This window comes from Arthrobacter sp. K41 (assembly GCF_059089645.1).
Map to the genome: position 1 here is coordinate 542,109 of NZ_JBNHEW010000001.1, position 24,521 is coordinate 566,629.

Annotated in this window: 34 protein-coding genes and 1 riboswitch; of the genes, 15 read left to right on the top strand and 19 right to left on the bottom strand. The window is 64.6% G+C overall.

Annotated elements, in window-relative coordinates:
- Positions 1-104 precede the first annotated feature (104 nt).
- Positions 105-494, top strand: coding sequence for a hypothetical protein (locus tag AC5RTE_RS02500; RefSeq protein WP_494039822.1), 390 nt, complete (start codon positions 105-107; stop codon positions 492-494).
- 19 nt (positions 495-513) lie between these two features.
- On the opposite strand, the gene AC5RTE_RS02505 is transcribed toward AC5RTE_RS02500, so the two are convergent.
- The gene (locus AC5RTE_RS02505; RefSeq protein WP_494039823.1) at positions 514-834 is read right to left on the bottom strand and encodes a chorismate mutase; all 321 of its coding nucleotides are present in this window, start codon (positions 832-834) and stop codon (positions 514-516) included.
- 19 nt (positions 835-853) lie between these two features.
- Between AC5RTE_RS02505 and AC5RTE_RS02510 the strand changes: the two genes are divergently transcribed.
- Positions 854-1,276 carry a VOC family protein gene (locus AC5RTE_RS02510; protein WP_494039824.1) on the top strand — a complete coding sequence of 141 codons (423 nt, stop codon included), beginning with the start codon at positions 854-856 and terminating at the stop codon, positions 1,274-1,276.
- A gap of 55 nt (positions 1,277-1,331) precedes the next feature.
- On the opposite strand, the gene AC5RTE_RS02515 is transcribed toward AC5RTE_RS02510, so the two are convergent.
- A complete protein-coding gene (locus tag AC5RTE_RS02515) occupies positions 1,332-2,093 on the bottom strand; it encodes an SOS response-associated peptidase (protein WP_494039825.1) in 762 nt (253 codons plus the stop codon).
- 124 nt (positions 2,094-2,217) lie between these two features.
- Here AC5RTE_RS02515 and AC5RTE_RS02520 point away from each other — a divergent pair, with 124 nt between their 5' ends.
- Positions 2,218-2,475, top strand: a complete 258-nt coding sequence (locus AC5RTE_RS02520) for a mycoredoxin (RefSeq protein ID WP_494039826.1) — start codon at positions 2,218-2,220, stop codon at positions 2,473-2,475.
- Here the strand turns inward: AC5RTE_RS02520 and AC5RTE_RS02525 are convergent, their stop codons facing one another.
- Positions 2,476-3,222 (bottom strand): lipoate--protein ligase family protein, encoded by a 747-nt coding sequence (locus AC5RTE_RS02525; protein WP_494039827.1) that lies wholly within the window; start codon positions 3,220-3,222, stop codon positions 2,476-2,478. It abuts the gene before it with no gap.
- A 163-nt stretch (positions 3,223-3,385) separates the two neighbouring features.
- Positions 3,386-4,189 (bottom strand): thioesterase family protein, encoded by an 804-nt coding sequence (locus tag AC5RTE_RS02530; protein ID WP_494039828.1) that lies wholly within the window; start codon positions 4,187-4,189, stop codon positions 3,386-3,388.
- 169 nt (positions 4,190-4,358) lie between these two features.
- Between AC5RTE_RS02530 and AC5RTE_RS02535 the strand changes: the two genes are divergently transcribed.
- The gene (locus AC5RTE_RS02535; RefSeq protein WP_494039829.1) at positions 4,359-5,036 is read left to right on the top strand and encodes an endonuclease/exonuclease/phosphatase family protein; all 678 of its coding nucleotides are present in this window, start codon (positions 4,359-4,361) and stop codon (positions 5,034-5,036) included.
- A 13-nt stretch (positions 5,037-5,049) separates the two neighbouring features.
- Here AC5RTE_RS02535 and AC5RTE_RS02540 read toward each other — a convergent pair whose 3' ends face one another.
- Complete coding sequence (locus AC5RTE_RS02540; protein WP_494039830.1) at positions 5,050-5,559, bottom strand: NUDIX domain-containing protein; 510 nt, start codon at positions 5,557-5,559, stop codon at positions 5,050-5,052.
- 42 nt (positions 5,560-5,601) lie between these two features.
- Positions 5,602-5,793, bottom strand: coding sequence for a DUF1918 domain-containing protein (locus AC5RTE_RS02545; protein WP_494039831.1), 192 nt, complete (start codon positions 5,791-5,793; stop codon positions 5,602-5,604).
- A gap of 95 nt (positions 5,794-5,888) precedes the next feature.
- On the opposite strand from AC5RTE_RS02545, the gene AC5RTE_RS02550 reads away from it, so the two are divergent.
- Positions 5,889-6,395: a metallophosphoesterase family protein gene (locus tag AC5RTE_RS02550; protein ID WP_494039832.1), complete on the top strand. Its 507-nt coding sequence runs from the start codon at positions 5,889-5,891 to the stop codon at positions 6,393-6,395.
- A 118-nt stretch (positions 6,396-6,513) separates the two neighbouring features.
- On the top strand, positions 6,514-7,407 hold the full coding sequence (locus AC5RTE_RS02555) for a glucose 1-dehydrogenase (protein WP_494039833.1): 894 nt from the start codon (positions 6,514-6,516) through the stop codon (positions 7,405-7,407).
- 81 nt (positions 7,408-7,488) lie between these two features.
- Here the strand turns inward: AC5RTE_RS02555 and AC5RTE_RS02560 are convergent, their stop codons facing one another.
- The 3 genes from AC5RTE_RS02560 to AC5RTE_RS02570 are packed head-to-tail and all read right to left on the bottom strand — an operon-like array spanning position 7,489 to position 8,838.
- Entirely contained in the window at positions 7,489-7,932 is a 444-nt protein-coding gene (locus AC5RTE_RS02560; RefSeq protein ID WP_494039834.1) for a DUF1810 domain-containing protein, read from the bottom strand.
- Positions 7,916-8,485, bottom strand: coding sequence for a DNA alkylation repair protein (locus AC5RTE_RS02565; RefSeq protein ID WP_494040140.1), 570 nt, complete (start codon positions 8,483-8,485; stop codon positions 7,916-7,918). Before AC5RTE_RS02565 ends, AC5RTE_RS02560 begins: the two co-directional genes overlap by 17 nt.
- Positions 8,482-8,838 (bottom strand): TraR/DksA family transcriptional regulator, encoded by a 357-nt coding sequence (locus AC5RTE_RS02570; RefSeq protein ID WP_494039835.1) that lies wholly within the window; start codon positions 8,836-8,838, stop codon positions 8,482-8,484. Before AC5RTE_RS02570 ends, AC5RTE_RS02565 begins: the two co-directional genes overlap by 4 nt.
- 382 nt (positions 8,839-9,220) lie before the next feature.
- A riboswitch (cyclic di-AMP (ydaO/yuaA leader) is annotated at positions 9,221-9,392 on the top strand.
- Between the two features lie 3 nt (positions 9,393-9,395).
- Here AC5RTE_RS02570 and AC5RTE_RS02575 point away from each other — a divergent pair.
- Positions 9,396-10,247 carry a LysM peptidoglycan-binding domain-containing protein gene (locus tag AC5RTE_RS02575; RefSeq protein ID WP_494039836.1) on the top strand — a complete coding sequence of 284 codons (852 nt, stop codon included), beginning with the start codon at positions 9,396-9,398 and terminating at the stop codon, positions 10,245-10,247.
- A 101-nt stretch (positions 10,248-10,348) separates the two neighbouring features.
- On the opposite strand, the gene AC5RTE_RS02580 is transcribed toward AC5RTE_RS02575, so the two are convergent.
- The 7 genes from AC5RTE_RS02580 to AC5RTE_RS02610 all read right to left on the bottom strand — a co-directional run bounded on the left by AC5RTE_RS02580 (position 10,349) and on the right by AC5RTE_RS02610 (position 15,889).
- Positions 10,349-11,824, bottom strand: coding sequence for a protein adenylyltransferase SelO (locus tag AC5RTE_RS02580; RefSeq protein ID WP_494039837.1), 1,476 nt, complete (start codon positions 11,822-11,824; stop codon positions 10,349-10,351).
- Positions 11,821-13,263, bottom strand: a complete 1,443-nt coding sequence (locus tag AC5RTE_RS02585; protein WP_494039838.1) for an APC family permease — start codon at positions 13,261-13,263, stop codon at positions 11,821-11,823. The genes AC5RTE_RS02580 and AC5RTE_RS02585 overlap by 4 nt, the downstream gene beginning before the upstream one ends.
- Entirely contained in the window at positions 13,260-14,279 is a 1,020-nt protein-coding gene (locus AC5RTE_RS02590; protein ID WP_494039839.1) for a ribonuclease Z, read from the bottom strand. The genes AC5RTE_RS02585 and AC5RTE_RS02590 overlap by 4 nt, the downstream gene beginning before the upstream one ends.
- Before the next feature lie 69 nt (positions 14,280-14,348).
- A complete protein-coding gene (locus tag AC5RTE_RS02595) occupies positions 14,349-14,537 on the bottom strand; it encodes a hypothetical protein (protein ID WP_494039840.1) in 189 nt (62 codons plus the stop codon).
- 121 nt (positions 14,538-14,658) lie between these two features.
- Positions 14,659-15,087 carry a hypothetical protein gene (locus tag AC5RTE_RS02600; RefSeq protein ID WP_494039841.1) on the bottom strand — a complete coding sequence of 143 codons (429 nt, stop codon included), beginning with the start codon at positions 15,085-15,087 and terminating at the stop codon, positions 14,659-14,661.
- Positions 15,088-15,199: 112 nt separating this feature from the next.
- The gene (locus tag AC5RTE_RS02605; RefSeq protein ID WP_494039842.1) at positions 15,200-15,568 is read right to left on the bottom strand and encodes a hypothetical protein; all 369 of its coding nucleotides are present in this window, start codon (positions 15,566-15,568) and stop codon (positions 15,200-15,202) included.
- A gap of 108 nt (positions 15,569-15,676) precedes the next feature.
- The gene (locus tag AC5RTE_RS02610; protein ID WP_494039843.1) at positions 15,677-15,889 is read right to left on the bottom strand and encodes a hypothetical protein; all 213 of its coding nucleotides are present in this window, start codon (positions 15,887-15,889) and stop codon (positions 15,677-15,679) included.
- A 379-nt stretch (positions 15,890-16,268) separates the two neighbouring features.
- On the opposite strand from AC5RTE_RS02610, the gene AC5RTE_RS02615 reads away from it, so the two are divergent.
- The 6 genes from AC5RTE_RS02615 to AC5RTE_RS02640 all read left to right on the top strand — a co-directional run bounded on the left by AC5RTE_RS02615 (position 16,269) and on the right by AC5RTE_RS02640 (position 19,934).
- Entirely contained in the window at positions 16,269-17,114 is an 846-nt protein-coding gene (locus AC5RTE_RS02615; RefSeq protein ID WP_494039844.1) for a universal stress protein, read from the top strand.
- 75 nt (positions 17,115-17,189) lie between these two features.
- The gene (locus tag AC5RTE_RS02620; RefSeq protein WP_494039845.1) at positions 17,190-17,636 is read left to right on the top strand and encodes a polysaccharide deacetylase family protein; all 447 of its coding nucleotides are present in this window, start codon (positions 17,190-17,192) and stop codon (positions 17,634-17,636) included.
- Between the two features lie 95 nt (positions 17,637-17,731).
- On the top strand, positions 17,732-18,262 hold the full coding sequence (locus AC5RTE_RS02625; protein ID WP_494039846.1) for a hypothetical protein: 531 nt from the start codon (positions 17,732-17,734) through the stop codon (positions 18,260-18,262).
- Entirely contained in the window at positions 18,259-18,456 is a 198-nt protein-coding gene (locus AC5RTE_RS02630) for a hypothetical protein (RefSeq protein WP_494039847.1), read from the top strand. Before AC5RTE_RS02625 ends, AC5RTE_RS02630 begins: the two co-directional genes overlap by 4 nt.
- 55 nt (positions 18,457-18,511) lie before the next feature.
- Positions 18,512-19,399, top strand: coding sequence for an HNH endonuclease (locus AC5RTE_RS02635; RefSeq protein WP_494039848.1), 888 nt, complete (start codon positions 18,512-18,514; stop codon positions 19,397-19,399).
- A gap of 10 nt (positions 19,400-19,409) precedes the next feature.
- Positions 19,410-19,934 carry a DUF2087 domain-containing protein gene (locus AC5RTE_RS02640; RefSeq protein ID WP_494039849.1) on the top strand — a complete coding sequence of 175 codons (525 nt, stop codon included), beginning with the start codon at positions 19,410-19,412 and terminating at the stop codon, positions 19,932-19,934.
- Here AC5RTE_RS02640 and AC5RTE_RS02645 read toward each other — a convergent pair.
- Together AC5RTE_RS02645 and AC5RTE_RS02650 are read right to left on the bottom strand one after the other, a co-directional pair.
- On the bottom strand, positions 19,931-20,428 hold the full coding sequence (locus AC5RTE_RS02645) for a hypothetical protein (protein ID WP_494039850.1): 498 nt from the start codon (positions 20,426-20,428) through the stop codon (positions 19,931-19,933). The genes AC5RTE_RS02640 and AC5RTE_RS02645 overlap by 4 nt on opposite strands.
- 128 nt (positions 20,429-20,556) lie before the next feature.
- Positions 20,557-20,802, bottom strand: coding sequence for a hypothetical protein (locus tag AC5RTE_RS02650; RefSeq protein WP_494039851.1), 246 nt, complete (start codon positions 20,800-20,802; stop codon positions 20,557-20,559).
- Between the two features lie 383 nt (positions 20,803-21,185).
- Between AC5RTE_RS02650 and AC5RTE_RS02655 the strand changes: the two genes are divergently transcribed.
- Positions 21,186-23,054 (top strand): vWA domain-containing protein, encoded by a 1,869-nt coding sequence (locus AC5RTE_RS02655; RefSeq protein WP_494039852.1) that lies wholly within the window; start codon positions 21,186-21,188, stop codon positions 23,052-23,054.
- 51 nt (positions 23,055-23,105) lie between these two features.
- Here AC5RTE_RS02655 and AC5RTE_RS02660 read toward each other — a convergent pair whose 3' ends face one another.
- On the bottom strand, positions 23,106-23,732 hold the full coding sequence (locus AC5RTE_RS02660) for an MBL fold metallo-hydrolase (protein WP_494039853.1): 627 nt from the start codon (positions 23,730-23,732) through the stop codon (positions 23,106-23,108).
- A gap of 175 nt (positions 23,733-23,907) precedes the next feature.
- Here AC5RTE_RS02660 and AC5RTE_RS02665 point away from each other — a divergent pair, with 175 nt between their 5' ends.
- Entirely contained in the window at positions 23,908-24,480 is a 573-nt protein-coding gene (locus AC5RTE_RS02665; protein ID WP_494039854.1) for a hypothetical protein, read from the top strand.
- Positions 24,481-24,521 lie beyond the last annotated feature (41 nt).

The following is a 24,521-nucleotide window of genomic DNA, read 5'->3' on the forward strand; positions in this document are numbered from 1 at the left end:
GAACACATTCGAATATGTGTTCGAATATTTCAAGTCTAAGCCAGCGGCGGCACAAATCCTAGGCGGGGGTGGACGGACTGATTCGCAGGGAGCAGGATTGTGCCATGAGCACCCATGACGCACTCCTCAAACAGGTCAGCATCAAGGCCCAGGACTCCACCCTCGTGGCTACTTTCGACATCGACGGCAATATCCCCGGGTCCGGCGCCTACGTGGTGGGGCTTATGGCAGCCAGTCCGGACTACTCATCCCAACGGCGTTTGGGTATTGAATTCATGAACGGGGAGGCGATCGCCTTTTTCTCGTTCAATCACGAACAGAGCACGGAAGAGAACTACGATCTTTCGGGCGTCACACACTCCGGCAACACCATCACCGGGCATTTCCCGCTCGCTGCCATCAACGGGCTCGGCCAGGGGCACGTCATCACCGGCTTCAGCGAAGCGGACGGCAGGGAGTTCCAGTCCAATGTTCCGGTGGAGGAGAACCTGTAAACAGCTGGGCTGAAACGGCTCAGCTGTTCTCTTTGTGGACCCGGAGTTCGAGTTCGATAAAGCCCGAGATCATGGCACGGTAGGTGGATTCCACGATGTCCGGGTCAATGTCTTTCTTGGCAGCTGCGGAGCGGACGTGCTCGATGACCCGCTCCACCCGGCCCGGGGCACGGACCTCGGCGTCGTCACCCTTGAGGGTTCCGGCAATCCGGATCAGCCGCTCACGGCGGGCAATAAGGGCAACTATCTGGTCATCCACTTCGTCAACGGCAACCCGGACGGCAGCGAGCTGTTCCTTATCGGCCAGGGCGTCCCGATCATTCCCTTGAATTGTTGCCATCCTCTGACAGTATCGAACCATGCAGCCCAGAGTCGACTTCATTTCACTAGGCGTCCGCAGCGTTCCGGTATCCCGCACCTTCTATGTTGAGGGCCTTGGCTGGCCGGTCCACCGTGAGTTTACGGGGGATGTGGTGTTCATCCAGGTGAACCACGGCCTGGTGCTGTCACTGTGGGACGTTCGCCAGATGCAGGCCGATGCCGGGGTCTCCGAACCCGGCCCCGTCCCCTGCATCACGCTCAGCCACAACCTGCCAAGCACTCAGGATGTGGACCGGGTCATGGATGAGGCGGCCGCAGCGGGAGCCGCCATCATTGCTGAACCCATCACCCAGCCGTGGGGCGGCTACAGCGGCTATTTCGCGGACCCGGACGGCTTCCGCTGGGAGGTGGCGTATAACCCCGCATGGGCAGTGGACGACGCCAGATCGGTTACCCTTTAGCCCTCCGCTCAGCGGTCCGGGGACCTGCAGGCCAGGGCCTGAAAATTGGTTAGGCCTAGAACAGGGCTTCCACCGGGCGGATCAACTCCGGGCCGTTATTGCGGACATTACCCACCTCTTTGCCCACTGATTCAACGCGCCAGTCCGATGCCACGTCCTTGACCCCGGACCGGACCAGGTCAACCAGCGCCGCCGCGTCATCGGCCTGCGGGTCCAGCCAGGCCTGCATGGTGGCCTTGTCCATCGGCAACGGGACGCGGTCATGCAGCGCGGTCAGCTTGCCGAAAACGGTGGCTTCAGTGCCGGGGGGCGGGGTGTCGGCGGTCAAGATGGACGTGGAAAGCATCCACCCGCCCGGTTCTCCCGCAGGCCGGCCGGGATCCTTCCACCATTCATAGAGCCCGGCAAAAACCAGGCCCCGGCCTTCACCCGGGTGCACGTAGTAGGGCTGCTTCGCTTTCCCGGAGCCCTGCTTCCATTCGTAGTAGCCATCTGCGGGCACCGCACACCTGCGTGATTGGACAGCCTTGCGGAACGCCGGCTTTTCCAGTACCGATTCGCTTCGGGCGTTGATCATCCGCGAGCCGATGCCCGGGTCCTTGGCCCACGACGGAACCAGCCCCCACCGGGCCACGTGAAGCTGACGCACCTGCCTGGGCTCCGCACCCTCATCAATCAAGCGCTCCAGGACGATGGGCACATCGTCAGTCGGCGCAACATTCCACGACGGCGGGATGCTCACCTCATCCTCAAGTTCAGCGTCAAACTCTGCCAGGAGGTCCCCCACAGCACGTGCCATCACATAGCGTCCACACATGGCTCCAGCATGCCATCGGCGGCAGAAGCTGTCATCCAGGGACGCTGGAGGCGCACGAAGCCGGGAATACGCGGCTTTCCACTACCGTTGTCGGGAAGGAAACCTCGACTCATAGGAGAAACTTATGGACTTCACTCCCGAATCCGGCACGATCACCATGTTTTCCACCACCTGGTGCGGCTACTGCAACCGGTTGAAGAAGCAGCTGGACTCGCAGGGCATCGGCTACACCGAGATCAACATCGAGGAAGTGGAAGGCACCGCCGAACTTGTGGAGCAGCTCAACGGCGGCAACCGTACGGTGCCCACCGTCCTGTTCCCGGACGGCACCGCGGCCACCAATCCTTCCGCTGCCGAGGTCAAGTCCCGCCTCGCGGCCTAGTCAGGCCCCCAGGCTGCTGAAGGCAGCGGTGCCCAGGGTGGCGTGGCCGGCATAGGCGGCCAGCAGTGCTTCCTCCACGGCGGCGACGTCCACCCCGGGCACAAGGTCGTTGACGGCTCCCGCCGTAGCGGGGTCCCACTGCAGCCCCAGGGCTGCATAGCTGTCGGTGAGGACCTTGCGGATGGGGGCGGAGTTCTCCACCACAATGACCGAGCTGAACAGCCAGCCGCCGGAGACCACCCGCTGTGCCGTGCCCACCAGCTTCACCGGCGGGCCGCCGGCGGGACCCGAGCCGTGCACACTGTATTCCCCCGGGCAGTACTCACCGGGGATTTCCCCTACAGCCGCCCGCACCCCTACGCTCTGCAGCGTTTCGGCAAACAGCTTCCCGAAGTATCCGAACCTGCTTTTGGAGCCGGCGATGGCGTCGGCGTCCGGTTCGATGTGATCCACCACGAGGGTTCCTTGGTGGTATGCGGCCGCGCGCCCTCCTGCGCGGCGGACCAGCGGCTCAAATCCGTTGTCGCGGCAGGCTTGGGCGGCTGCCTCGAAGCCGGGCAGCCGGGTGTCCCGCTGGCCGAAGGCGACGGTGGGGGCAGGACGGTACAGCCGCAGCGTGGGGCCGATGCTGCCGGTCCTTGCCTTGGCCAGGAGCTCCAAACCGAACTCCAGGTCCCGGGCCGCCCCGAGCGATGCCTCCTGCCGCACCACTGTGAGTGTGCGGTGTCCCGGTCCGGCCTGGTGCATGGTGCGAAGCTCCCTTTAATATCGTGCAGTTCCTTGGTGGTGCCGCCGCACCGGCAGTGACTGGCCGTGGCCGGCTCAGGCTGATAGGCCTCTTTCCGCCGGAGGCGCATTGCAAGCCTTTCGGCGGACAAGCCAAGCCTAGGGTACGCCGCAACCCGGTCCGTCAGGTCCTGCGCACGGTCAGGATCTGCTCTGCCCGGCCGAAAGGGCCCTGGAGGTCGTGCAGCACCGTTGACGTCAGGCCGATGCCGTCCCGGCCAAAAGAGACGGCGTTGTCCAGCCCCAACCATTCCCCCGCCGGGCGGCGGTACATGTGGATCTGCAGGTCGAGGTTGGGGAACGCGTAGCTGTCCTTCCCCGGCGGCACCCGGGCGGCGATGCCGTTGGCAGTGTCCACCAGCCCCATCAGCCGGGCGAGGTCGCCGCTGTCAGCGCTGTCCGTCAGGGGGTGGTCAGTGCGCAGCCATACCTTGCCGGCGCCCGGCCGGTGCCCTTCCGCCACGCGCATCTCCAGCGAACGGATGTAGCCGCCCGGCCACACCGCCGCGCCGTCGTAGGGCTTGCACTCCTCGGGTCCGGGTATGCCGGCGTCTTCCACTGCGGCCACGTCGGAGGTGTCGCTGGTGATCATCCGCCAGGCCGTGGCCCGGATGACCGTCCGGCCTGCGGCCACCAGCTCGGCCTGCAGCAGTTCAATGGTCCGTCCAGGCCGCAGGGTGGTGGTGTCAATGCGGAATTTGCCGCCGGGAATCAGGCCCAGAATCTCGTAGCTGAGCCGGGCCATCCGCATGTCCGTGCGCGGCTGGTGCCGTTCAAGGCTGTCAGCCATCAGCCCGGACGCAGGCGCCATGTGCTGCTCGTGGACGTTCCAGGCGCCCTGGGCGTGGATGGTGGACCGGAAGCGGCCACCGCCCAGGGATTGGTAGTAGAAATTTCCCTCGGCCAGTTCAGGCAGATCAGCGGACAACGTTGGCCCTTCCAGGAGATGTCAGTGAAGTGGCAATAACTCTATCGTTTAGCCCCGGAACCGCTCCTGGAGACGCTGGCCGACGCGGTGAAATGTTTGGAGCCCGGGACCTGTCCTCTGGGTAGACTCAGGAACTGGTCCTGTCAGCAACCCTCGGAAGAGGTGTTCCATGCGCGTCATCAGTTACAACCTCCGCGAGCACAAGGCGAGCGGAGAGCTCCTTGCCCTGGCCCGGAACCACGATATTGACGCGCTCTGCCTCCAGGAGGTGGATTCCAGCGACCTTCCGGAGACCCTGGGCCCGCTTCACCTCGCGGACGCCACCAAGGCGAACCGGCTCGGGCTCGCCATCTACTACCGCACCAGCCGGTTCACCGCCCTGGACACGCAGTCCTTTGCGCTGAAGAAGTCCATGCATGACAGGGTGCTGGCCCCGGCGCATGAACGCCTTATCGGCACCCGGGTGATGGACAACGAAACGCAGCATGAACTGGTGATCGGTTCCTTCCATGCCGCGCCCCTGACGGCCTCCAACTCGCTGCGGCGGAAGCAGATCCACGCGGCCCACGCCGAACTCCTGACCATGGGCAAAGGTTTGATGACACTGATGGTGGGCGACTTCAATTACCCGTTCTTCACCAAGAACCTGCATGTCCACATGAAAAATTCAGGCTACGCATTGTCGCTGAGCAACCGGCGCACGTACACCCGCTACAAGGTATTCAAGGGCCATTTCGACTTTGCCACCTCATTGGGGCTGGACATCACCAGCGTGGAGACCCTCCCGCGCGGGAACTCGGACCACCTGCCCATCCTGGTGACCGCCGAATACGGTCCGGACTACTGACCGGGCGTCCGGGCTAGGTTCCGGAGGCGAGCCGTTCCCGGAGGCCCGGCCATGCCGCCGCGAAACCGGGATGCAGCTCCTGGTGTTCCACATCAGCAAACGGAATCCACAGCAGTTCGATGCTCTCCGGATCGCTGATCACCGGATCAAACGGCTCCGTCACCAGCACCACCACGGTGGTGTAGGACCAGTAGCCCAGATCCAGCAACGACGTAAAGAGCACCTCGACGCTCTCCGGCGGCACCGCTGCTTCCTCAAACGCCTCACGCAGGGCGCCCGCTACGGCGTCCTCGCCTTCGTGCAGCGCCCCGCCCGGCAGTCCCCAGGTGCCGCCATTGTGGCTCCAGATGGCGCGGTGCTGCAGGAGCACGCCTTTGGCAGGGTCGTAGGCAAGCACCCCGGCGGCGCCGAATCTGCCCCAGTACCGGCCCCGTTCCCCTTCCACCCAGGCATCGCCGGGGTCGCGGGGGCCGGTGCGGACAGGCGGCGTGGAGGACTGTGTTGAAGCCGGGAAGTGATCCATCGCTCCAGTCTGACAGGTGGAGCGGCGCATCACACTGCGGCGCTACTGCCCGTTTCCGCGTTCGACGGCGAAATCACCGCCGGGATACATGACGGTTTCGTGGCCGTCGTCAAAGCGGACCAGGTATGGCGGGGTTCCGCCCTGGCCGCGGACTTCGAGGATCACCCCGTGCCGGTCCGTTGCACCGACGGTCCTTCCGTGAACGATGATCCTGTCGCCCTGTGCTGCCTCCATGGCTATCACCTCCAGCCCCAGATTACGACTGTCTGCCTCCGGGGAACAGGGCCGGAAAGGGCCAATCCGAACCGGCAGCATGGCAGGATTTCCCCATGCCGCTGAATCTTCTCCTGCTCGCCGATACCCACGTGCCCAAACGCGCCAGGGCGCTCCCCGCGCAGGTGTGGGCCGCCGTCGGGAATGCTGACGTGGTTTTCCACGCGGGCGACTGGGTGACGGTGGACCTGCTGGACGAGCTTGAGCGGCGAAGCCGGCGGCTGATCGGCGTGTACGGCAACAACGACGGCGCCGGCCTCCGCGCCAGGCTGCCCGAAACGGCAACCGCAACGCTTTACGGAGTCCGCTTCGCCATGGTGCACGAGACCGGCCCGGCGAAAGGCCGGGAGGCACGGTGCGGGGCGCTCTACCCGGATGCTGACGTGCTGGTCTTCGGGCACAGCCACATCCCGTGGGACACCACAGCCCCTGGAGGCCTGCGGCTGCTCAATCCCGGCTCACCTACAGACCGGCGCCGCCAGCCTGCCTGCACCTACATGACGGCGGCGGTGGACTCCGGCGGCATCACGGAGGTCAGGCTCGTCGAGGTTCAGCGGGACTGAACGGGGGCTGGGCCAGGAACACGGAGCGGGTTGGCAGGGACGGGCTGATTGCCTAGGCTGGAACGGTAAGCATGCTTAGCTTTCTCGTGTTCCACTCCGATCCAACAGGAGGACCACCATGACAGACCAGTACACCTTCCGCAATCCGGTCACCGCCTACGAGACAATTTCCCCGCCGAAGCAGGACCAGCCCGAACCCGGCCTGGACGCAGAGCTGGAACCCAAAGCGGACCTCGGTGAGAAAACCTACCGCGGTACCGGCCGGCTCGAAGGCAGGAAGGCAATCGTGACTGGCGCGGACTCCGGTATCGGTGCAGCCACAGCCATCGCCTTCGCCCGGGAAGGGGCCGACGTCGTCCTGTCCTACCTCCCGGAGGAGGAAGAGGACGCCGCCCGCATCGCAGGATTCATCGAAGCCGCCGGCCGCAAGGCCGTCAAGGTGCCCGGCGACCTGAAGGACCCGGTGCTTTGCCGTGAAGTGGTGGACACCGCCGTGGCCGTGCTGGGCGGAGTGGACATCCTGGTGAACAACGCCGGGAAGCAGGTGGCCCAGGAGGAGCTGACCGACATCACGGACGAGCAGTTCGACCACACCCTGAAGACGAACGTGTACGCCATGTTCTGGCTGACCAAGGCTGCCCTCCCACACATGCCGCCGGGCTCCACCATCATCAACACCACCTCCATCCAGGCTTACAACCCATCACCCACGCTGTTGGACTATGCCACCACCAAGGCCAGCATCAACAACTTCACCAAGGGACTGGCCCAGCAGCTCGCGCCCAAGGGCATCCGCGTCAATGCCGTAGCCCCCGGGCCCATCTGGACTCCGCTGCAGGTCAGCAGCGGCCAGCCCAAGGAGGAACTGCCGGAGTTCGGGCAGTCCACTCCCCTGGGCCGTGCAGGCCAGCCGGCCGAGCTCGCCCCGGCGTATGTCTTCCTGGCCTCGCCGGAGTCAAGCTACGTCGTCGGGGAAACGCTGAACGTCAACGGCGGCAGCCCCTCGCCGTAGCCCGGCGCTGCCGGGTATGTTCGACGGCGATGCCCTGCGCAGGAAGCGCAGGCACCGCCGTCGGCTCTTTTGTTCGAAATTCTAGGTCGCGTCCTGGCCCGCCAGCAGCTCATCAGTCGCGGCGTCCGGCTGTCCGTCAAAAAACTTGGCCAGGACGGTCTTGAAGACGGTTTCGCCGGGTGCCGCGCGCAGGAACAGCGTCATGGACGAGTGCAGCTTCCGGGCATCGATGCCGCCCAGGATGTCCTCTGCGGTGCGGCCTGCATGGTTGGTAAGGGCCAGGGCGCAGTCGAGCAGCCGCGGGCCCAGCACCTCATGGTCCAGGTACTCCCGGGCTTCAGCGAGGGAGCTGATGGCGTACCGGCGGGACATGTCGCTCTGTCCCAGGCCGGCGAGCTGGGGAAAGATGAACCACATCCAGTGGCCGGACTTACTGCCCATCTGCAGTTCCGCCAGTGCCTGGTCGTACGTTCCGCCGCTGTCCTGGGCGTGGACGAATCGTTCAAGGTCAAAGGGTCCGTTCATGGGTGTCTCCTTGTGGTGGGGCTTCGGGTTCTGAATGCTGTTCAAGATAGTCCGCTGCGCGGCGCAACTGGCTGTCCGGGTCCGTCCGCCAGCGGGCGAGGACGACATTGGCACGTTGCCGCCCGTGTCCGTCAAGCCGTGCCAAAAACGGCGCCACAACATCGGCCAGCAGGGGGCCGGCCAGTTCTTGGGTCGCGGCAGTCCGCAGGAAGCCCTCAACCCGGGTCAGGTCCGTGTGGCGCAGGAGTGACACTTTGGACTGCAGCAGGACGACGGCGGCGAGGCGGCGTTCATATACGGCCCTTGAGCCGGGCCGTGGCTGGCCCCACAGCGCGGACGCGAGCTGCATAACGCCGTCGTGATCAAAATCCTTGAACTTGCGCAGGGCGTCGCGGACCGTTCCCCGGACAGCGCCCACTGAAGAACCGTAGGAGGCCAACCGACCGCCGAGCCGGGCCTCGACGTCGTCCGCCCGGTACCAGGAGCCCTCATTCTGCAGGGTGCGGTCAATAAATGCGGCGGCAGCCGCCACCTGCTCCCTGCCGCTGGTCATCGGCGGCCTGCCGCGGCGTGCCGGATGCAGAACGGCGTCCACGGCCTTGCCTCCAGCCTGCCCTCGGCAATGGCTTCACCGCAGACGGCGCAGGTGCCGTAGGTGCCGGCGGCGATCCTGGCCAGGGCTGCGTCTACCTGGTGGAGCCCGGCACTGCTCTGCTGCAGCAGGGCCGAAGCCTGGGACAGCTCGAAGGCGATGGTGGCGCCTTCGGGGTCATGCTCGTCATCCACATTCGAGTCCTGCCGGGCCGAGTTTGCCGAGGCGATGTCCTCGCGGAGGGCCGGGAGGAGAGCAATTTTGCGCTCCCGCTCCTCCTCCAGCAGGATCCGGAACCTTTCGTAGTCAGGCATGGCAAAAGCCTACGCGGGGTCAGTGCCTGTTCCCCGTCACCGGAGCAGTTCCAGGCCGTGCCTGCCACGCTGGGCCCCGGTTGCCTGGCCGAATTCCGGAGCCTTCCTTCCAGCCCGATATCCTCCTGCCGCGGAATCCCAGGGCGGCCTGTTTCACGCCGAGGTTATAGGTCTGTGACAAAGAACACGAGCCACATCTCCGGCGCGCCTATCTCGCAAGGTCAGGCTGGGGTGCTGCAACCCTCCAGTCGTTTGCGGAATGCGGTAGAAGCACCTCGTATGTTACCCAAACGTGACAATGGGGCCCCGCACGGGTTAGGGTCTTCAGGTGTCCCTCCCAGACGGGACATTCCCCTCAGTATGCCGAGCCCTGCCACTGACCCGGGAACCAACGCTCTTCAGCTGGCAGGGACGGGGGAACCAAGTTTCCGCGGCCTCATATGAGGCCTTGGGGTTAAGTCGATAGCACCTCCGCTTTTTCCGGATGTGCTCCCGGCCGGGTATCTCCAACCCGAACCCGACAGCTCACCCCGCAGGCATGGGAGAGGCGATCAACCGTGTCAAAAAATTCCATCACCGCCCGTCACCGCGCGACTCCGGCCCGCTCAATCGCGCTCCAGGGTTTGGCTGTGTCAGTCAAGTCCCTTGGCCGCCCGGCGCTCGCCGTTGCAGCAGCATCCGGCATTGCCTTCGGTGTCGGCGCCCCGGCCCACGCAGGCGTAACCGGTCCGGACACCACCGAGACCACTAACACCCAGGCTTACGCAGCACCGGCTGCTGCAGTGGCCGCCCCGGCAGCAGCCGCAGCCAACGTCCACACTGTTGTTTCCGGCGATACCCTCGGTGCCATCGCGGCAGCCCACGGCGTAGCCCTGAACGACGTCCTGGCTGCCAACGGCCTGGCGATCACCGCCATCATCTACCCCGGCGACCAGATCCAGATCCCCGGTGCCGGCTCCGTTGCAGTTGCTCCGGCCGCCGCCCCGGCTCCCGCCAAGGCTGCCGCTCCTGCCAACACCGGCATGAACCTGTCCTACGCCTCCACGGCTGCCGTACCTGCTCCGGCTGCACCTGCCCCGGCAGCTCCCGCAGCCACCGGCACGGGCACCGGCGCAGCCATTCTGGCCAACGCCTACGGCCAGCTGGGCGTCCAGCAGGACTGCACCGCCATGGTGGAGAAGGCACTCCGCGCAGTTGGCAAGAGCGTTGGCGACCTCGCTCCCGGCCAGTTCTACCAGTACGGCACCACCGTTGCCACCCCGGCTCCCGGTGACCTGGTTATCACCGCAGGCCACGTTGGCGTCTTCGCCGGCAACGGCCAGGTTGTCAGCGGCGGCGTGGACGGCTTCAAGACCGAGGTCCACTCCATCAGCTGGCTCGGCGGCGCTTCCTTCGTCCGCGTAGCGTAGTCACACCACCCGAACAGGGGCGGCAGACGGGATTAATCCTGGCTGCCGCCCCTGTTTTGTTTCATCGGGTCTCCCCTGGTTCCGGCACCAGGTGGAGATTTTCAGGTCCCGCAGAAGGTCTGGTAGCTGCCGAAGTCCTCCGGCGCTCCTTCGGCATAGCGTTCCAGCCCGGGCCTCTCACTGAACGGGGCACTGACCACGTCCAGGAGCCGGGTAAAGGGATCAAGGTCTCCCCCCGTTGCTGCGGCGAGCGCTTCCTCCACCAAATGGTTGCGCGGGATGTAGGCGGGATTGACCGTGTCCATCAGGTCCCCGTCCGGTTGCAAGGCGCGCCACCGCCCGGCCCAGGCATCGAAGGCCGCCAGGTCAAGAACCATTCCGCGGGCGGGGCGGTCGTTGCCCCTGGCCGCGTGCGAGAGGTTGCGGAAAAAGGACGTGTAGTCGATCGGTCCGTCCTTCAGCAGGGCCACCAGCCCGTCCACCAGCTCCGAGGCCTCTTCGGCCTCCGCGCTTCCGGCCGGGGCTTCCGCCAGGCCGAGTTTGGTTTTCATGCCGGCGAACCAGGCGTCACTGTATTGCCGGCGGAACTTGCCAAGTGCTTCCACCGCCGGGGCAACGGCCTGTTCCTGGTCTTCATGGAAGAGTGGCAGCATGGCCTCGGCCAGGCGGGCCAGATTCCATTCCGCGATAACCGGCTGGTTGGCGTAGGCGTAGCGCCCGCCCACATCGATGGAGCTGTACACCGCGGCCGGGTTGAAGGCGTCCATGAAAGCGCAGGGCCCATAATCGATGGTTTCCCCGGAGATGGTCATGTTGTCCGTGTTCATCACGCCGTGGACGAATCCCACCAGCATCCACTGGGCCACCAGTTCCGCCTGGGTGGACACCACTGCTTCGAAGAGCGCCAGGTACGGGTTTTCGGCGTTTGCGGCCTGGGGGTGGTGCCGGCTGATCGCATGGTCCGCCAGGCGGCGCAGGAGGTCCATGTTTTCGGTGGCCCGTGCGTACTGGAAGCTCCCCACGCGCAGATGGCTGCTGGCCACCCGTGTCAGTACCGCCCCTGGAAGCATGGTCTCCCTGCGCACCGGCCGGCCAGTGGCCACGACGGCAAGGGAGCGCGTTGAGGGGATGCCGAGTGCGTGCATCGCCTCACTGATGAGGTACTCGCGCAGCATGGGTCCGACGACGGCCCGCCCGTCCCCGGCACGGGCGAAGGGAGTGCGGCCCGACCCTTTCAGGTGGATGTCCCGCAGCCGGCCGTCCGGGCCCGTCAGCTCACCTAGCAGGAGTGCGCGGCCGTCGCCGAGCAGGGGCGAGTAGCCGCCGAACTGGTGGCCGGCGTAGGCCTGGGCCACCGGCGTCGATCCTTCCGGAACGTGGTTTCCGAGGAGGAGGCGTACGCCCTCCGCGGACCGAAGGTATTCCGGATCGAGTCCCAGATCCCCTGCCAGCGCATCATTGAGAACCAGCAGCTTTGGATCAGGTGCTTCCTCTGCCTGCCAGGGAACCGCCAGCTCGGGCAGTTCCCGGGCAAAGCGTCCGTCCAAAGCGACAGTTGTTTCTGCAGCAGCTGTCATGTGTTAAGCCTTTCCTCGTGGTTCGTTCTCCGGTTTATCAGCCATGTGACAAACCAGAGCACAACGCCGATGGCCATCAGACCGCCGGCAATTTGGTACTGGATGACGTTCCTGCCCACCCATGGGCCGGCAAGGAAAGCGCACAGCAGGGCCGCCACCAGCGGCAACTGCCCGGGCGAGGTGAAGAACACCTTGCGGTTGGGGTCCCGCTTGCGGCGCAGTACAAGGCAGGCAACGTTTACTACCGTGAAGACGCAGAGCAGCAGGAAGGCAGTGGTCCCGGACAGGTTGGCCACGATGTTGCTTTCCGGATCGCTGGTGACGTACAGGATGAGTCCCAGCGCCAGGACGGTGGAGAAGACGATGCCGGCCCACGGGGTACGGCGGCCCGGCAGGACCTTTCCGAGGGTACGCGGCAGGACGTGCTGGCGTGCCATTCCGTAGATGAGGCGGCTGGCCATCAGCATGTTGATCAGTGCTGTGTTGGCTACGGCGAAGACCGCCAGGAACGGAAAGATCCTGTCTATCGGGAAGTCGGGCGAACCCTTGTGGACCACCTCAAGAAGCGCGGCTCCTTCGGCTTCCCGAATGTTCTCAAGCTCGGTTGGCGTCAGTACGCTGACCACCGAGACAGCCACCAGCATGTAAAGGAGTACAGCTATTCCCAGCCCGGTCAGCATAGTGCGCGGGAAGATTTTTTCCGGATTCCTGGTTTCCTCCACCATGTTCACGGAGTCCTCGAAGCCCACCATGGCGAAGAACGCGATGGAGGTGGCGGCCGTAACGGCCAGGAACAATCCCTTGTCCTGGTAGTCGCTGAAGACAAGGATCTCGCCGGGGTTTCCGGTGCCCTGGGACATCACGAAGAAGCCGACGCCGATCACAATGCACAGCGCGATCATTTCCACCAGGGTGAGGACAACGTTGAACTTGACGCTTTCCCCCACGCCGCGCAGGTTGATGATGGCCAGGAGCAGCATAAAGGCCATGGCGACGGCGGTGATGACACCTTGCCCGGGTAGTCCCATCCAGCCGTTGATCTCGAACCCGCCGAAGAGGTTTTGGGCCAGGACGTTGGCGGAGGTGGAGGCGCTGGTGATGCCCGAACAAACCACGGCGAAGGCCACCAGGAAGGTTACGAAGTGGATCCCGAATGCTTTGTGCGTATAGAGGGCAGCCCCGGCGGCCTGGGGGTACTGCGTGACCAGTTCCAGATAGGAGAAGGCGGTCAGTGTGGCCACCACAAAGGCCAGCAGGAAGGGCAGCCACACGATGCCGCCCACCGTTCCGGCCATGGTCCCCGTGACGGCGTAAACACCGGCGCCGAGGATGTCGCCCACGATGAAGAGCAGGAGGAGTTTGGGGCCGAGGACCCGTTTGAGTTCGGGTTCCTTTCCTTCAGGAGTAGCGTCGAAGACTTCTTCGGAAGTTTTGCTCATTGTCGACCTCCACGAGAGGTTGGGCGGCTGCGCCCGGGCGGTATGCCGGATAGTTCACTCTCTACCCCCTGCAAGTGTTTGGCAATCAGCAGCCCCACGCCGTCCCCGCTGCCCGGCACGGGGTTGGGATGCCACCGCCGGCGCTTTGGAAAGGCGAAATGGTCCAGGTCCTCGGCCGCCATCACCGTTGTGCCCGCGGCGCGCAAGTCCGCCTGCGCCACCAACTCGCTGACGTCGTCGTACCTTGCCGAAAAGTGCGTGAGCACAAGCGCGTCAACACCGGCGTCGGCTGCAAGCTTCCCCGCCTGCCCCGCAGTCAGGTGCAGATACCTGCCGGCGAGCGCGGCGTCGTCGTCGCTGAAGGTGGACTCGGCCACGAGGAGGTCCACGCCGTCGGCCAGCTCCTCAGCCCCCGCACAGGGAGCGGTGTCCATGACGAAGGCGAAGCGCTGGCCGGGCCGTGGGACACTGACGTCGGCGAGATGGACCCCCGCCAGCGTGCCCTCTCGCTGCAGCCGCCCGATGTCCGGCCCGTGGATCCCTGCCGCTGCCAGGCGGTCCGGGAGCAGGCTGCGGCTGTCCGGTTCGAGGAGCCGGTAGCCGTACGTTTCAATGCGGTGGTTCAGCGCCCGGACTTCAAGCCCTTCGGCCACCGTCCCGTTGCCGCCGTGCGGATGAAGCCTTAGGTCTATTCCGGGCGAACTGATGGACACGAGCGCCCGGACCACGTCCTCTCCGGACGCCGGGTAATGGAGATGGACGGGGTGGGCCACGCCGTCCAGCGCCATGCGGGACAGCACCCCGGGCAAGCCGTAGCAGTGGTCGCCGTGCACATGCGTCAGGCAGATCCGGGTGATGTGTGTTGCGGATACGCCTGCGTGGATCATTTGGCGCTGGGTTCCCTCGCCGGGGTCGAAGAGCAGCCCCTGGCCGTCCCACCGAAGCAGGTAGCCGTTGTGGTTGCGGGTTCTGGTGGGTACCTGGGAGGCGGTGCCCAGGACAATGAGCTCACGCATGTCTGCTGGGAGACCAAAAAGCAGGTTCCGGAATCATCCGGGACCTGCTTCGTGGTTCGTTGTGATGGGTCAGCGCCGCTTGAGCATGCCCATGATTTTGCCGGCCATGCCGCCGGTTCCGGCCCTGCCGCCCATGGCACCGGTGGTGTTGGGCGTCCGCCCTGTTGTGTTCATTCCGGTGCCGCGGACTGTCCCGGTGGTGCCGGACCTGCCGGCGAACCGTCCAGCGGCATTCCTGATCATGCTTCCCAAGTTCATGTGGTACTCCTTCAGTCTTGACCCGGCCAACCGATATTCATCAGCCTGCTTATTATTTTAGCGCAGTTTCGTTTTTCGGCCAGAGCGGGCGTGGTTTCTTTTGCCGGCCCTGCCGCGGGTTTCAGCGCTCCAGGTCGTCGGGATCGAACTCGCTCAGGGGCGAGCCGCCGAAGTTTTCCTGATCGTCGCTGGCATCGGCTTCCCGGCCGGTGGGGTCCTCGCCGAAGTCGACGTCGGCCACCGCCTCGCCAAGGGTGGGCGTGCTCGCCGGCAATTCGTCCCCAGCCCCGTCGCGGGTTGCTTTCATGTCATCCCGCAGGGTCTGGTCGCTGAGGAAATCTTCCTCCTCGCCGGAAACCTCATCCTGAAGCAGCGGGTCCTCCTGCCAGCGGTCCGGGTTGTTTTCCGCAGCGCCGGGGTAGCTGTCAGGTTCACCGTTGGTCAAGGGATCCAGTTCAAAGGATGAGGCCGCGCCCGGGGTCTCGTCGAGGAGCACGTCGTTCTCTTCGACAATTTCAAGTTCGTCGTCAGGCAGGTTCTGTTCCGTCATGGTGATGCCTCTCTGTTCAGCAGCGTACGGGTAATAGTAAGCATACTGACGAACGGACGGCAGTGTGAACTGTCCGCCCCGGTATCAGCCTGGCGGCCGCCAGCTGCGGCCCCTACTGCGCCTGACTCCCGGGCTGCTCCTGGTCGAGTGCCATCAGGGTCAGCACTGCCACCTGATAGCCCCCGGCGCCGTCCACCAGCTGGTAGCAGAACCGTTCGCGGGCGTGGCCCTGGTAGGACCAGGTGACAGCGGCCCAGGCACTGCCTGGCGTCTCGGCCAGCACCTCCACCTGCTTGTCGACGTCATTGACACCCTCGTACTGCATCCACGAGGAGGCGAAAAACTCCTCTGTCTGCCGCTGCTCCGTGACGGCGAGCAAGTGCCCGGGAAAAACGATCAGCGAGGGAACGGCGTAGAGCCGGCCCATCGCCACTTCGTCGCGGGCAAGCAGGGCGGAGGCATAGCGGTCGAAAAAATCCATGACCCTCTGGTTGGTTTCCGCTGGCATGGCGCTCCCGGTGCTCGTGCTGCTGTTGGGGTCAGGGCGCAGCCGGCCCCTCGACGCCCCTATCCCCCGGCAGATTCCGGATCAGTGCAGGAGCCACGATGCGTCCTGTGGCGGTTCGGGCTTGCGGCGCAGTTTCCGGACCAGAATGAGGAAGGGCCAGGCCAGCAGCTGCAGGACGCCTGCGGCCAGCAACAGACCCACCGCAAGCAGGAGCACCGGCGAGTACAGAAGAAAAACACCAAATGCGGCTGCAATGTATCCCGCAATCAGCGCCAATGCTGCTCCAGGATCCATTGAAACTCCTCTCAATTGTTGGGGGTGAATTTGCCGGCGGAGGTTGCCGGCAGAAAAGACGCCTTGGACGGCCCTGCAGGAGTCGCCGGGCGGGGAAAGTGAACTTGACGGCGGGAGTGCCAGGAAGAATGTGAACGGCCACGGGGCAGGCTCCGGACTGCCGGGGCATCCACACCCAGCGAGCGATGGTGGCCGCATGCTTCTAAACGGTCATATAAGCGTACTCTCCTGCCGCCGGGCGAGGAAGAAGAAACAGCCTGCCTGGCGGCGATAACAGCCACGAAGTCAGGCACTTGCTGTCGCTGGGAAGGACAGCGGGTGGATACTGGGGGAAGCCCTGCAAACCAAAGGCAGCAACCATTAGGAGCACGAAGGAGCCATGCAGGAGGCACGGGCCATAGTTGCCGGCTACGACGGTTCGACCCCCGCCGCAGACGCTGTCCGCTGGGCAGCGCGGCAGGCACGCCTTCGGGGCCGGGTGCTGCATGTGGTGCATTGCTCCATATGGCCACTGCTGACCAGGCACCTCGGTCCTGTTCCCGGTGTCTCAGACAGCGGGCTGGAACGCTCCGCCGAGGCCATCCTCGAGGAAGGACTCAGCCTTGCCAACGCTGCCGAGCCGGGGCTGGCGGTTGACTGCACCCTGCTGCATGGCCTTCCCGCCCAGGAACTCGCCGGTATATCCGCGCGCCAGGAAATGGTGGTGGTGGGAAGCCGGGGCCTCGGCGGCTTCCTGGGCCTGATCGTAGGGTCAGTCAGCCTGGAGCTGGCTGCCACGGCCTCCTGTCCCGTCGCTGTCATCCGCCCAGACCTCCGCCCGGATGGTCCGGTAGTGGTTGCTGTTGATGAAGCAGGTTCACCGGTTGCGCTGGAAGATGCCTGCACCGTGGCGTCGGCAACCAGGGCGAGACTCGCCGTCGTTCATGTCCGGCACATCCCCGGCGGCTACCAGCGCTTCCACGCCGGCACGGAAGCAGGAGCCGCCCCCGAGGCAGCCCTGCGGTCCGCCGCCCAGGCCGCACGCACCCTCGCCCCCGCGGCAGACATCCAGGAAGTGCTGCTCACTGACACCTCCATCCCCCATGCCATCCTCGATGCCTCCCGGGGCGCCTCAATCGTGGTTGTTGGTACACAAGGCCGCGGGCTCGTCAGGGAAACCATCGGTTCCATCGCCCACGCGGTACTTCACCACGCGCAGGGTCCTGTGCTCGTCTCCCGGCGCTGACACCTCATGGGTATTCCGGGCCGGAAACAGGGGCTTCAACAGGAAGATTAGGGGGATTGCCGGTATCGACAAGCAGTGCCACGGGAGGCCGCGTTGCGGCAGATGTTCGCCCGTCAGCGGCCACCAGTTTCGCTTCCCCTATGCCGAATACAGCGACTCGACTCGACCCTGGCAGCAATCCGCCACCTGTATACCAATCACCGCGCCTTTGATGACGACGGGACGGAAGACTCCGGCTTCAACACCCGCACCAACTACAACCCCTACAACCTGAGGGTGAAGTTCGTTGAGGCGACGACGACCACGGAAACCGTGCAGGGCTGGATCGACTCCGCCAAAGCGAACAACGCCTGGCTGATCCTGTCCTATCACGGGGTGGGCGGGAACATAGGCGGCAGCGTCTACACCACGGACACTGCAGTTCTGGACGCAGACATGAAAGCTGTGCGGGACAGCGGCCTCGATGTCGTCACGGTTGCACAAGGTGCAGCCGAAGTCCTGTCGCAGGTATCCGGCAACTAGCAGGAGCCTGCGAAAGGCTGCCTCGGCGGCCAACGAGGGGTCTTCCGGCCGCGCTCCTCCCCGGCGCGACCCCCGCGGCAGCATAGGCTGACCGGGTGACTCCCGCCCCGTCCCCCAGCCCGCTTGATGTCGTGGTCCACTCGGGGCCAGCCGACTGGTGGGTTATCCTCGCCGGTTTAGGTCCGTTGGCTGTCCTCGTCGCAGCCCTGCTCGCCTTCTACATCAACTGGCGCACACTCAAGCAACGCACGGCAGCAGACAAGACCTCGTTGGACCAAAAGCGGGAAGCGGATGCCCAGGCGCTGCAGCAGAAGACAGAAGCGGACAGCCGTGCTGAATGGTGGCGCCGAACGCAGTGGGCGCTGGACCGGGCACTGGACGAGGACGAAGGTACAAAGGCTTTGGGGCTGGCAACCCTGGAAGTCCTGGCACGCAGCGACCTGGCACGTACCGAGGAACTCGAGTTATTCGACATCGCCTGGAAAAACGTCGCAGGTGAGGACACCAGCGATGACAACGGGCAGGAGGACCGCCTGGACCAGGAGTTCATGTTCGTGGACTCAGGTGGCAACATAAGCGAGAATGGAACAACTGATGAGGGCAAGATCAAGGAGGCTGGACCATGAGCGCTGCATCATCTGAACACCGCTTCGTCCATACTCCCCGAACCGGCACTTCCGCCAAACCGGCGCAACGGAAAACCACCCCTGCCGAGCATCGCGTTCAGGTGGCAGCAGCCAGGCTGCGCGTCACCCTCGATGAACGCCTCGGACGCGAAACGCCGGCCAAGACCAAGGCGCTCGCCAAGGAACCCATCTAGGTTCCGCGGATAATCCATGGGGCCGCAACCCGGGCGTGTCTGGAACAGGTGACTGGTGGCTGCAGTAATTCTGGGGTGGGACCCCAGTAAGCGGAACCGTTGGAACTACCGTGCCGTCGTCGAGAAGGTCGCGCGGTCCGGAAAGGTCCTGGAATGCTGGAGCGTTGGCTGCCACTCGGACATTCCCGTGGGAGCCGAGGCCTGGCTCCTGCTGCAGGGCAGCAGCGACGCCGGCACCGGCCTCATAGGGCATGGCGTCGTTATGTCCGAAGCGTCCGAGGCCAGGCAGTTGGATGAGCCTGCCGCGACAGACTGGTACGTCACGGTCGCTTTCGATGCACTCCTCCCGTTTGGTGAGCAAATACGGCCTGAGGTCCTCACTGCAGCCCTCCCCGAAGACTTGTGGAGGGACGCCATGCCTCAGGCAGTCCTCGCCGTTCCGCCCGGAGCGGACCGTGACCTTCGCCGGTTGTGGCGGGACTACGGGCCAGCGGTAAAAGAGCCCCCTCAGCTGGTTCCCGGAACTTACCCGCCAGACGCTGTGAACACTGTGGAGGTGAGCCGCTACGAGCAGGACCCTGACGCACGCCGGATGTGCCTGGCATTCCACGGAACAGCCTGCGCGGCGTGCGGTTTCTCCTTCGAGGCTGCCTACGGCGACCTTGGCACCGGTTTCATCGACGTGCACCACATAGCGCCCCCGGCGTTGCTCGAGGGCGGGTACCAGCTTGACCCGGTGGCTGACCTCGTACCGCTGTGCCCCAATTGCCATGCCATGATCCACCGCGCCGTGGTGTCGCCGCGCACAGTGTCAGAACTCCGCGAAATCATTGCCGCCTCCGGCCACATGAGGGGCGAGGTGGTGAGTGCGCTTGCCTTGGCAGCCCAGGAGGATGCGCGGCGGATTCTTGAAGCGCGCTCCATTTTGAAGGACCTGAGCTGAGGAAAATGCGGTGACGAAGGGGGCAAGATACGGCGGACCGCACTGGCGGCGGGTGGTGGCTACTCTTGCCAACCCAGACGCCCGGACTGCCCACGCGCAAATTGTGCTCGGCGCTAAGCTCCCCGAGGTGCTTGCCGGCCTTAAGGACCAACGGCGAAACAGGGCGCTCGCAGCGCTCGTTGAATCCGGGCTGGTTGAGCGGAATGCCGACGGCGAACTGGTTGCGCCTGAGTCGATCTTCCGGGACCTTTTGGCTCAGCAGCCGCGGCGGCAGGCGCAGACCGGGTTGGCACGCTTCATGCGGCTGGGCAGGATCGAGAGGTATCCGGCCAACCTGTCGGAGCGCCGGGAGCTTTTGGCCTGGATTGCCAGCGAAACCGTGGAGCCGGGCGAGAGCCTGACTGAGAAGCAGGTCAATGAGCGGCTGCTCAGCTATACGGACGACGTCGTGCTGCTGCGCCGCTATCTGGTGGACTTCGGACTTCTGCAACGCACCGCCTCGGGATCCTCCTACAGCAGGCAGGAAGACGTTTAGGCGTCCGCTGGTTCTCGTGAGCTTCGCATCCCCTTATAGGCTGCCCCTGCCCCCACCACCAAAAGGAGGACGGCGAGATACACCGGGCCCAGGTGCCCAAGGGTGGCAAAGCCCCAGGGGTAGTGGGCCGGGACTGCCACTGCGAGTCCCACGGCCGAGACGATAAGGGCTGTGGTGAGGGCCCATCGTTCTCCCCGGCGGACTCCGTACCAGGACAGGCCTGCAAGGGCCAGCCCGGTTGCGGCTATGAAGCCGCTCAGAGCTATGTGCAAGTGGCTGATGTAGTGGGACAGCTGCGGGCTGAACGCTTCAACATCAGCTTTCCCCTTGTCCACCTGATCCGGGCCGATGCCCAACTCCAGGAAAGCGCCTGTGAAGTTGAGTACCAGAAAAACCGCGGCGTATGCCACGAAGGCCAACCCGGCAAGCGTCATCAGGGCGGCTCCCGTCCGAAGACGTGAGTGTTGGCCAGAGGTGGCGTGGATGGCAGGCATGCCCACCACCCCCTCTCCTGTTCACTTCGGTACTAAATGAGGGCCCTTTGATTGTGGGCCTGCGAAGTGAAACTTCTCAACAAGGAGATTCCTGCCAGCGCCGGGAATCTTTCCGGTGCTTTGCCGGACTAGCCGATTCGGGTGTAGCTGGTTTCCGTCTTTCCCAAGGGAGCCGAGTGGAGCGTCACGTAGGTGCCCTGGGCTCTGTTGGCGCTGCCTGAAAGGGCGCCGGGACGGGAGACGTAGCTTCCCTCAAGGCGGGGTGAGGCTTCGCGGTCGGTGGGAAGGCTGACGTAGCTTCCTCCCCGGGGCACACTGTTCCTGATGGTCGCCTGGAATTCCTGGTTTACGGTCAGTTCGGACTGCAGAGTCATGGTGTCTCCTGGTTATTGGGGGCTTGCCGGCGTCGCCGGCCGCAGTAGGTGCAGGCTGTTTCCCATAAGGGACGGTGGTCACCGGGAGTTAGGCCTACGGGCGGCTGCAAATACGTGGGGAGGTTGCCCGGCGCCGAGGAGGGCCCCTACGCCTGACTCAACTTTACGCTATTAATATGACAAGCTCATAATAAGGTGCGCGACCTCACGGGTTTGGAAACAAGCACTTCCTTTGCGCCCGTCGGGGTTATCCTCAAAGTGCGTATCCAGTTGTGGGGGGCATCCGGGCGGGGGCTACGCGCACCCGCGGTGTGACTGCCGCGGGCCAGTTTCAATATTTGGACTCACACCGGGAAAACCCGGCGGATTACAAAGGAAACAGCATGGGCCGCCGGCACGCAGCATCTGACCCGACTTATCCGCGCTGGATCTGGATGGCTGCTGCGGCCACGGTGGCACTTCTCATCGTTGGCGGCGCATTTGTGCTGCGGGCATTGATCTTCCCCGCCTCTTCAGGCGAAGGTGGGACTTCCGGCGGTAATGGCAGCCCACCAGCAGCAGGAGAACCGCTGGCACAGGACAGTCCCGCCGCCGTCGCCGGCGCAGCTCCGTGCATTCCCTTGAAGATCCTTACTTCACTGGAAAACGCCGGGATGGTCCGGGCCCTGGCGGCGGAGTACACCGCGAAACCCCGCAGCGTGGACGGCAAGTGCGTGACGCCGGCAGTTACCGAGGAAAAGTCGGGGGTAGCCGCCGGCAAGGCAGCGGCCCTGTTTCCCGGCGTTCCGGCCGGTGACAAGCCCTCCGTGTGGCTGCCGGACTCCTCCGCGTGGCTGCAACTCGCAGCCCTGGACGCGGCCGGAAGCCCCGTCCCGTCGGAGGCGGTGAGCCTTGCCAGGAGTGCTGTGGTGGTGGCCATGCCGGAGACGATGGCTAAAACCCTTGGTTGGGACAGCAAAGCGCCGTCGTGGTCGGAAGTCTTTCGGATGGCCGAGGATCAAGATGTCTGGGAACGCCTCGGCCACGGCGACTGGGGGAAATTCAAGTTCGGCAAAGCGAGTCCGCTGGTCTCGACGTCGGGCTTGATGGCCTTGGCAGCTTCCTACGGCGCCGCAGGGGGCAGTGTCGGGGGCTTGGACGACATGGACCTGGATACTCCTTCCTTGAAGGAAAAGGTGCGCGCCGTGGAATTGGGCACCAGCCACTACATGGCCACCCCCGAGCATTTCCTGTGGCATGCGAGGGAGGCTGATGACGCCGGGAAGGTCGCAGAGTTCCTCTCCGCAGTGATTGTGGACGAAAAATCCGTTTGGGATTACAACCGGGGAGTATTCAGCGAGGACGGAAAGGCCCAGCAAACCGGTCCCCCACCCCGGGAGCCCCTCCGTGCCATCTATCCCTCCGACGGGGTGCACGTGGCTGACAACCCGGCTGTCATTCTTGACGGTGAATGGGTGGATAGCCAGCAGCGCTTGGCGGCCCAGGATTTCCTTGCGTTCGCGGTGACTGAGCAGGGCCAGCAGGTTGTCAAGGCGTCCGGGTACCGCACAATTCAGGGCAAGCTGGATGCCGGGGTGGCCGGAGTGGGCCGATACGCGGAGACGCTTCAGCCACTGCCGCTGCCAAGGTCGGAGGTGCTTTCTGGCCTTCAGGGCAGTTTCCCCGAGGTCCGAAAGCGGGCCAGGGCCTTGTTCCTGCTCGATATTTCGGAGTCAATGGTGCAGGAGCCCGGCCTGACCAAGCTGCAGCGGGCGAAGGATGCCGTTCTGAAAGCACTGGACCATTTTGTGGGTGAGGATGAAATTGGCCTTGCCGCTTTCTCCCAAGTGGGGGACGGCCCTTTGACGCCCGGCGTCGTAAGCCCGGTTGCCCCGTTCAAGACGAACAAGGACCACCTCATCGCAAAGCTCAACGAGCTCCAGGCCGTCGATGCCACGCCTCTCTTTGAGGCGGTGAGCCGCTTCGCCGGCGACCAGGCCAGGGAATACAAGGACACCTACATCAACACCATCGTGCTCTTGAGCGACGGCAAAAACGATACGACGCATCCGGGAGACCTCAGCGGGCTCGCAGAACAGTTAAGCCACCAGAACCACTCGACGCCGGTGCTCGTCTTTACGCTCGCTTACGGGCCTGACGCGGATGTCCCCACTTTGCTGGAGATCGCCAGGGCAAGCGGGGCCCACTACTATGACGCGACAGATCCACAAAGACTCGAAGAGGTGCTCGGCGAGCTGGTGACCAGTTTCTAGGCCAGCAACGGGGAAAAGAGTCCGCGCAATCCGCAATCGGCGTTGTCGTCATCACACAGGCATCCGTTCCCCTGGTCCGTAAACGGCTGGCGCGCCGTGGCCGAACAGAACGAGTCTTGGGCGCAGATCCGCCAGCCGTTTCATGGACTGCCGGTTGAGTTCAGGCTTCCACGTAACGAAGTTCGGAGGCCTGGACAGCCGGCGGATGTTGAAGAAGACGTCCCCACACAGCAGTACCCGGTCGGATTCACGCCACAAGGCGATGTGGCCCGGCGAGTGTCCCGGCACTTCAAGGACCGTGAACCCTGCCACCCTGTCCCCCTCCTTGAGTTCCCTGTCCACCGGGCATGCCGGCGCCAGCGGAATTTTGGACATGAAACGGGATCCTCGACCTTCTCCGGCCGCCGTGGTCCCCGTTTGGATCGCCCCTCGGTCCGCGGCGCCTGCCCAGATTGGTATGCCGAGGCGGGCTCGGATGGCCCGTGATGAGCCGAAGTGGTCCGGGTGGGCATGGGTAATGAGGTTTGCCTGCAGGCCCAGGCCCTTGACCTGTCGAAGGACGCGGTTCCGCGCGGCGACAGTTCCTGCATCCACAAGCACGTCCCCCAACAGATAGATGTTGATCTGGTTGCGCGGGAATCCGGATAACTGGCGTACGCCAGGGGCAAGCTGCAGCATCGGCCACCTCACCAAGGCTTCAATGACGGTTACAGAAAGGATGGACGGCAGGGGGCACGCTTGCAAGAGATAAGCGGTGTCCAAAGACCCCTGACTTCACGTCGAAGTAAGCCCCGGCGGTCGAATTAGCCGGGTGGTGGTTGTACTGAACAGAAGGCTTGCCCACTATGGAAGTGTGGCGAGGAAGAACACAGGGCACCGGCGGGCGTTTGCCCTGTGGCCGCTGATCCTGCTCGCAGGTACATCAGCGTGTGTCTATGACTACCCTGATCCCGTACAGACAACAGCCGCCACCTCCGGGCCCGTGCGGACACAAGCTGATTCGGCGCCGGCAACAGGGGCACCGAAGCCCTACAGCGACCCACAGATCCTGGAGCAGGAGGCCAAGAACTACGCTGAGCTGTACCGTCTCCTGCGGGCGTCTCCGGGCCGGGCCCTCCTTTTCGAAGTGGGGCCACTGGACGGCCCCGTCCGGGGCTTTGGCAAAACCGAGAAGGTGCCCGCAGCCGGCCAGTACACCGTCACCGCAGCCTGCGTTGGTGCTCCCGGAGCGAAGGTCGCCGTTGGACAAGAGCATCCGGGCGCTCCCTTCCGTCCTACCGAGATTGCACTGGACTGCACTGGCGCTTCTTCGCGAGTCGTTGAACTTCAGGAGGCGTACGTCTTCACTCATCTGGTGCTGCCCGGCCCGGGCGATACGCCCTGGACAGGGGCAGTGGGCGGAGTCCGCGTAACCGCTGCCGGTTGAAGCGTCCCGCGCTGTCTCTGCGACTCCCCTCGTCGTCCCCG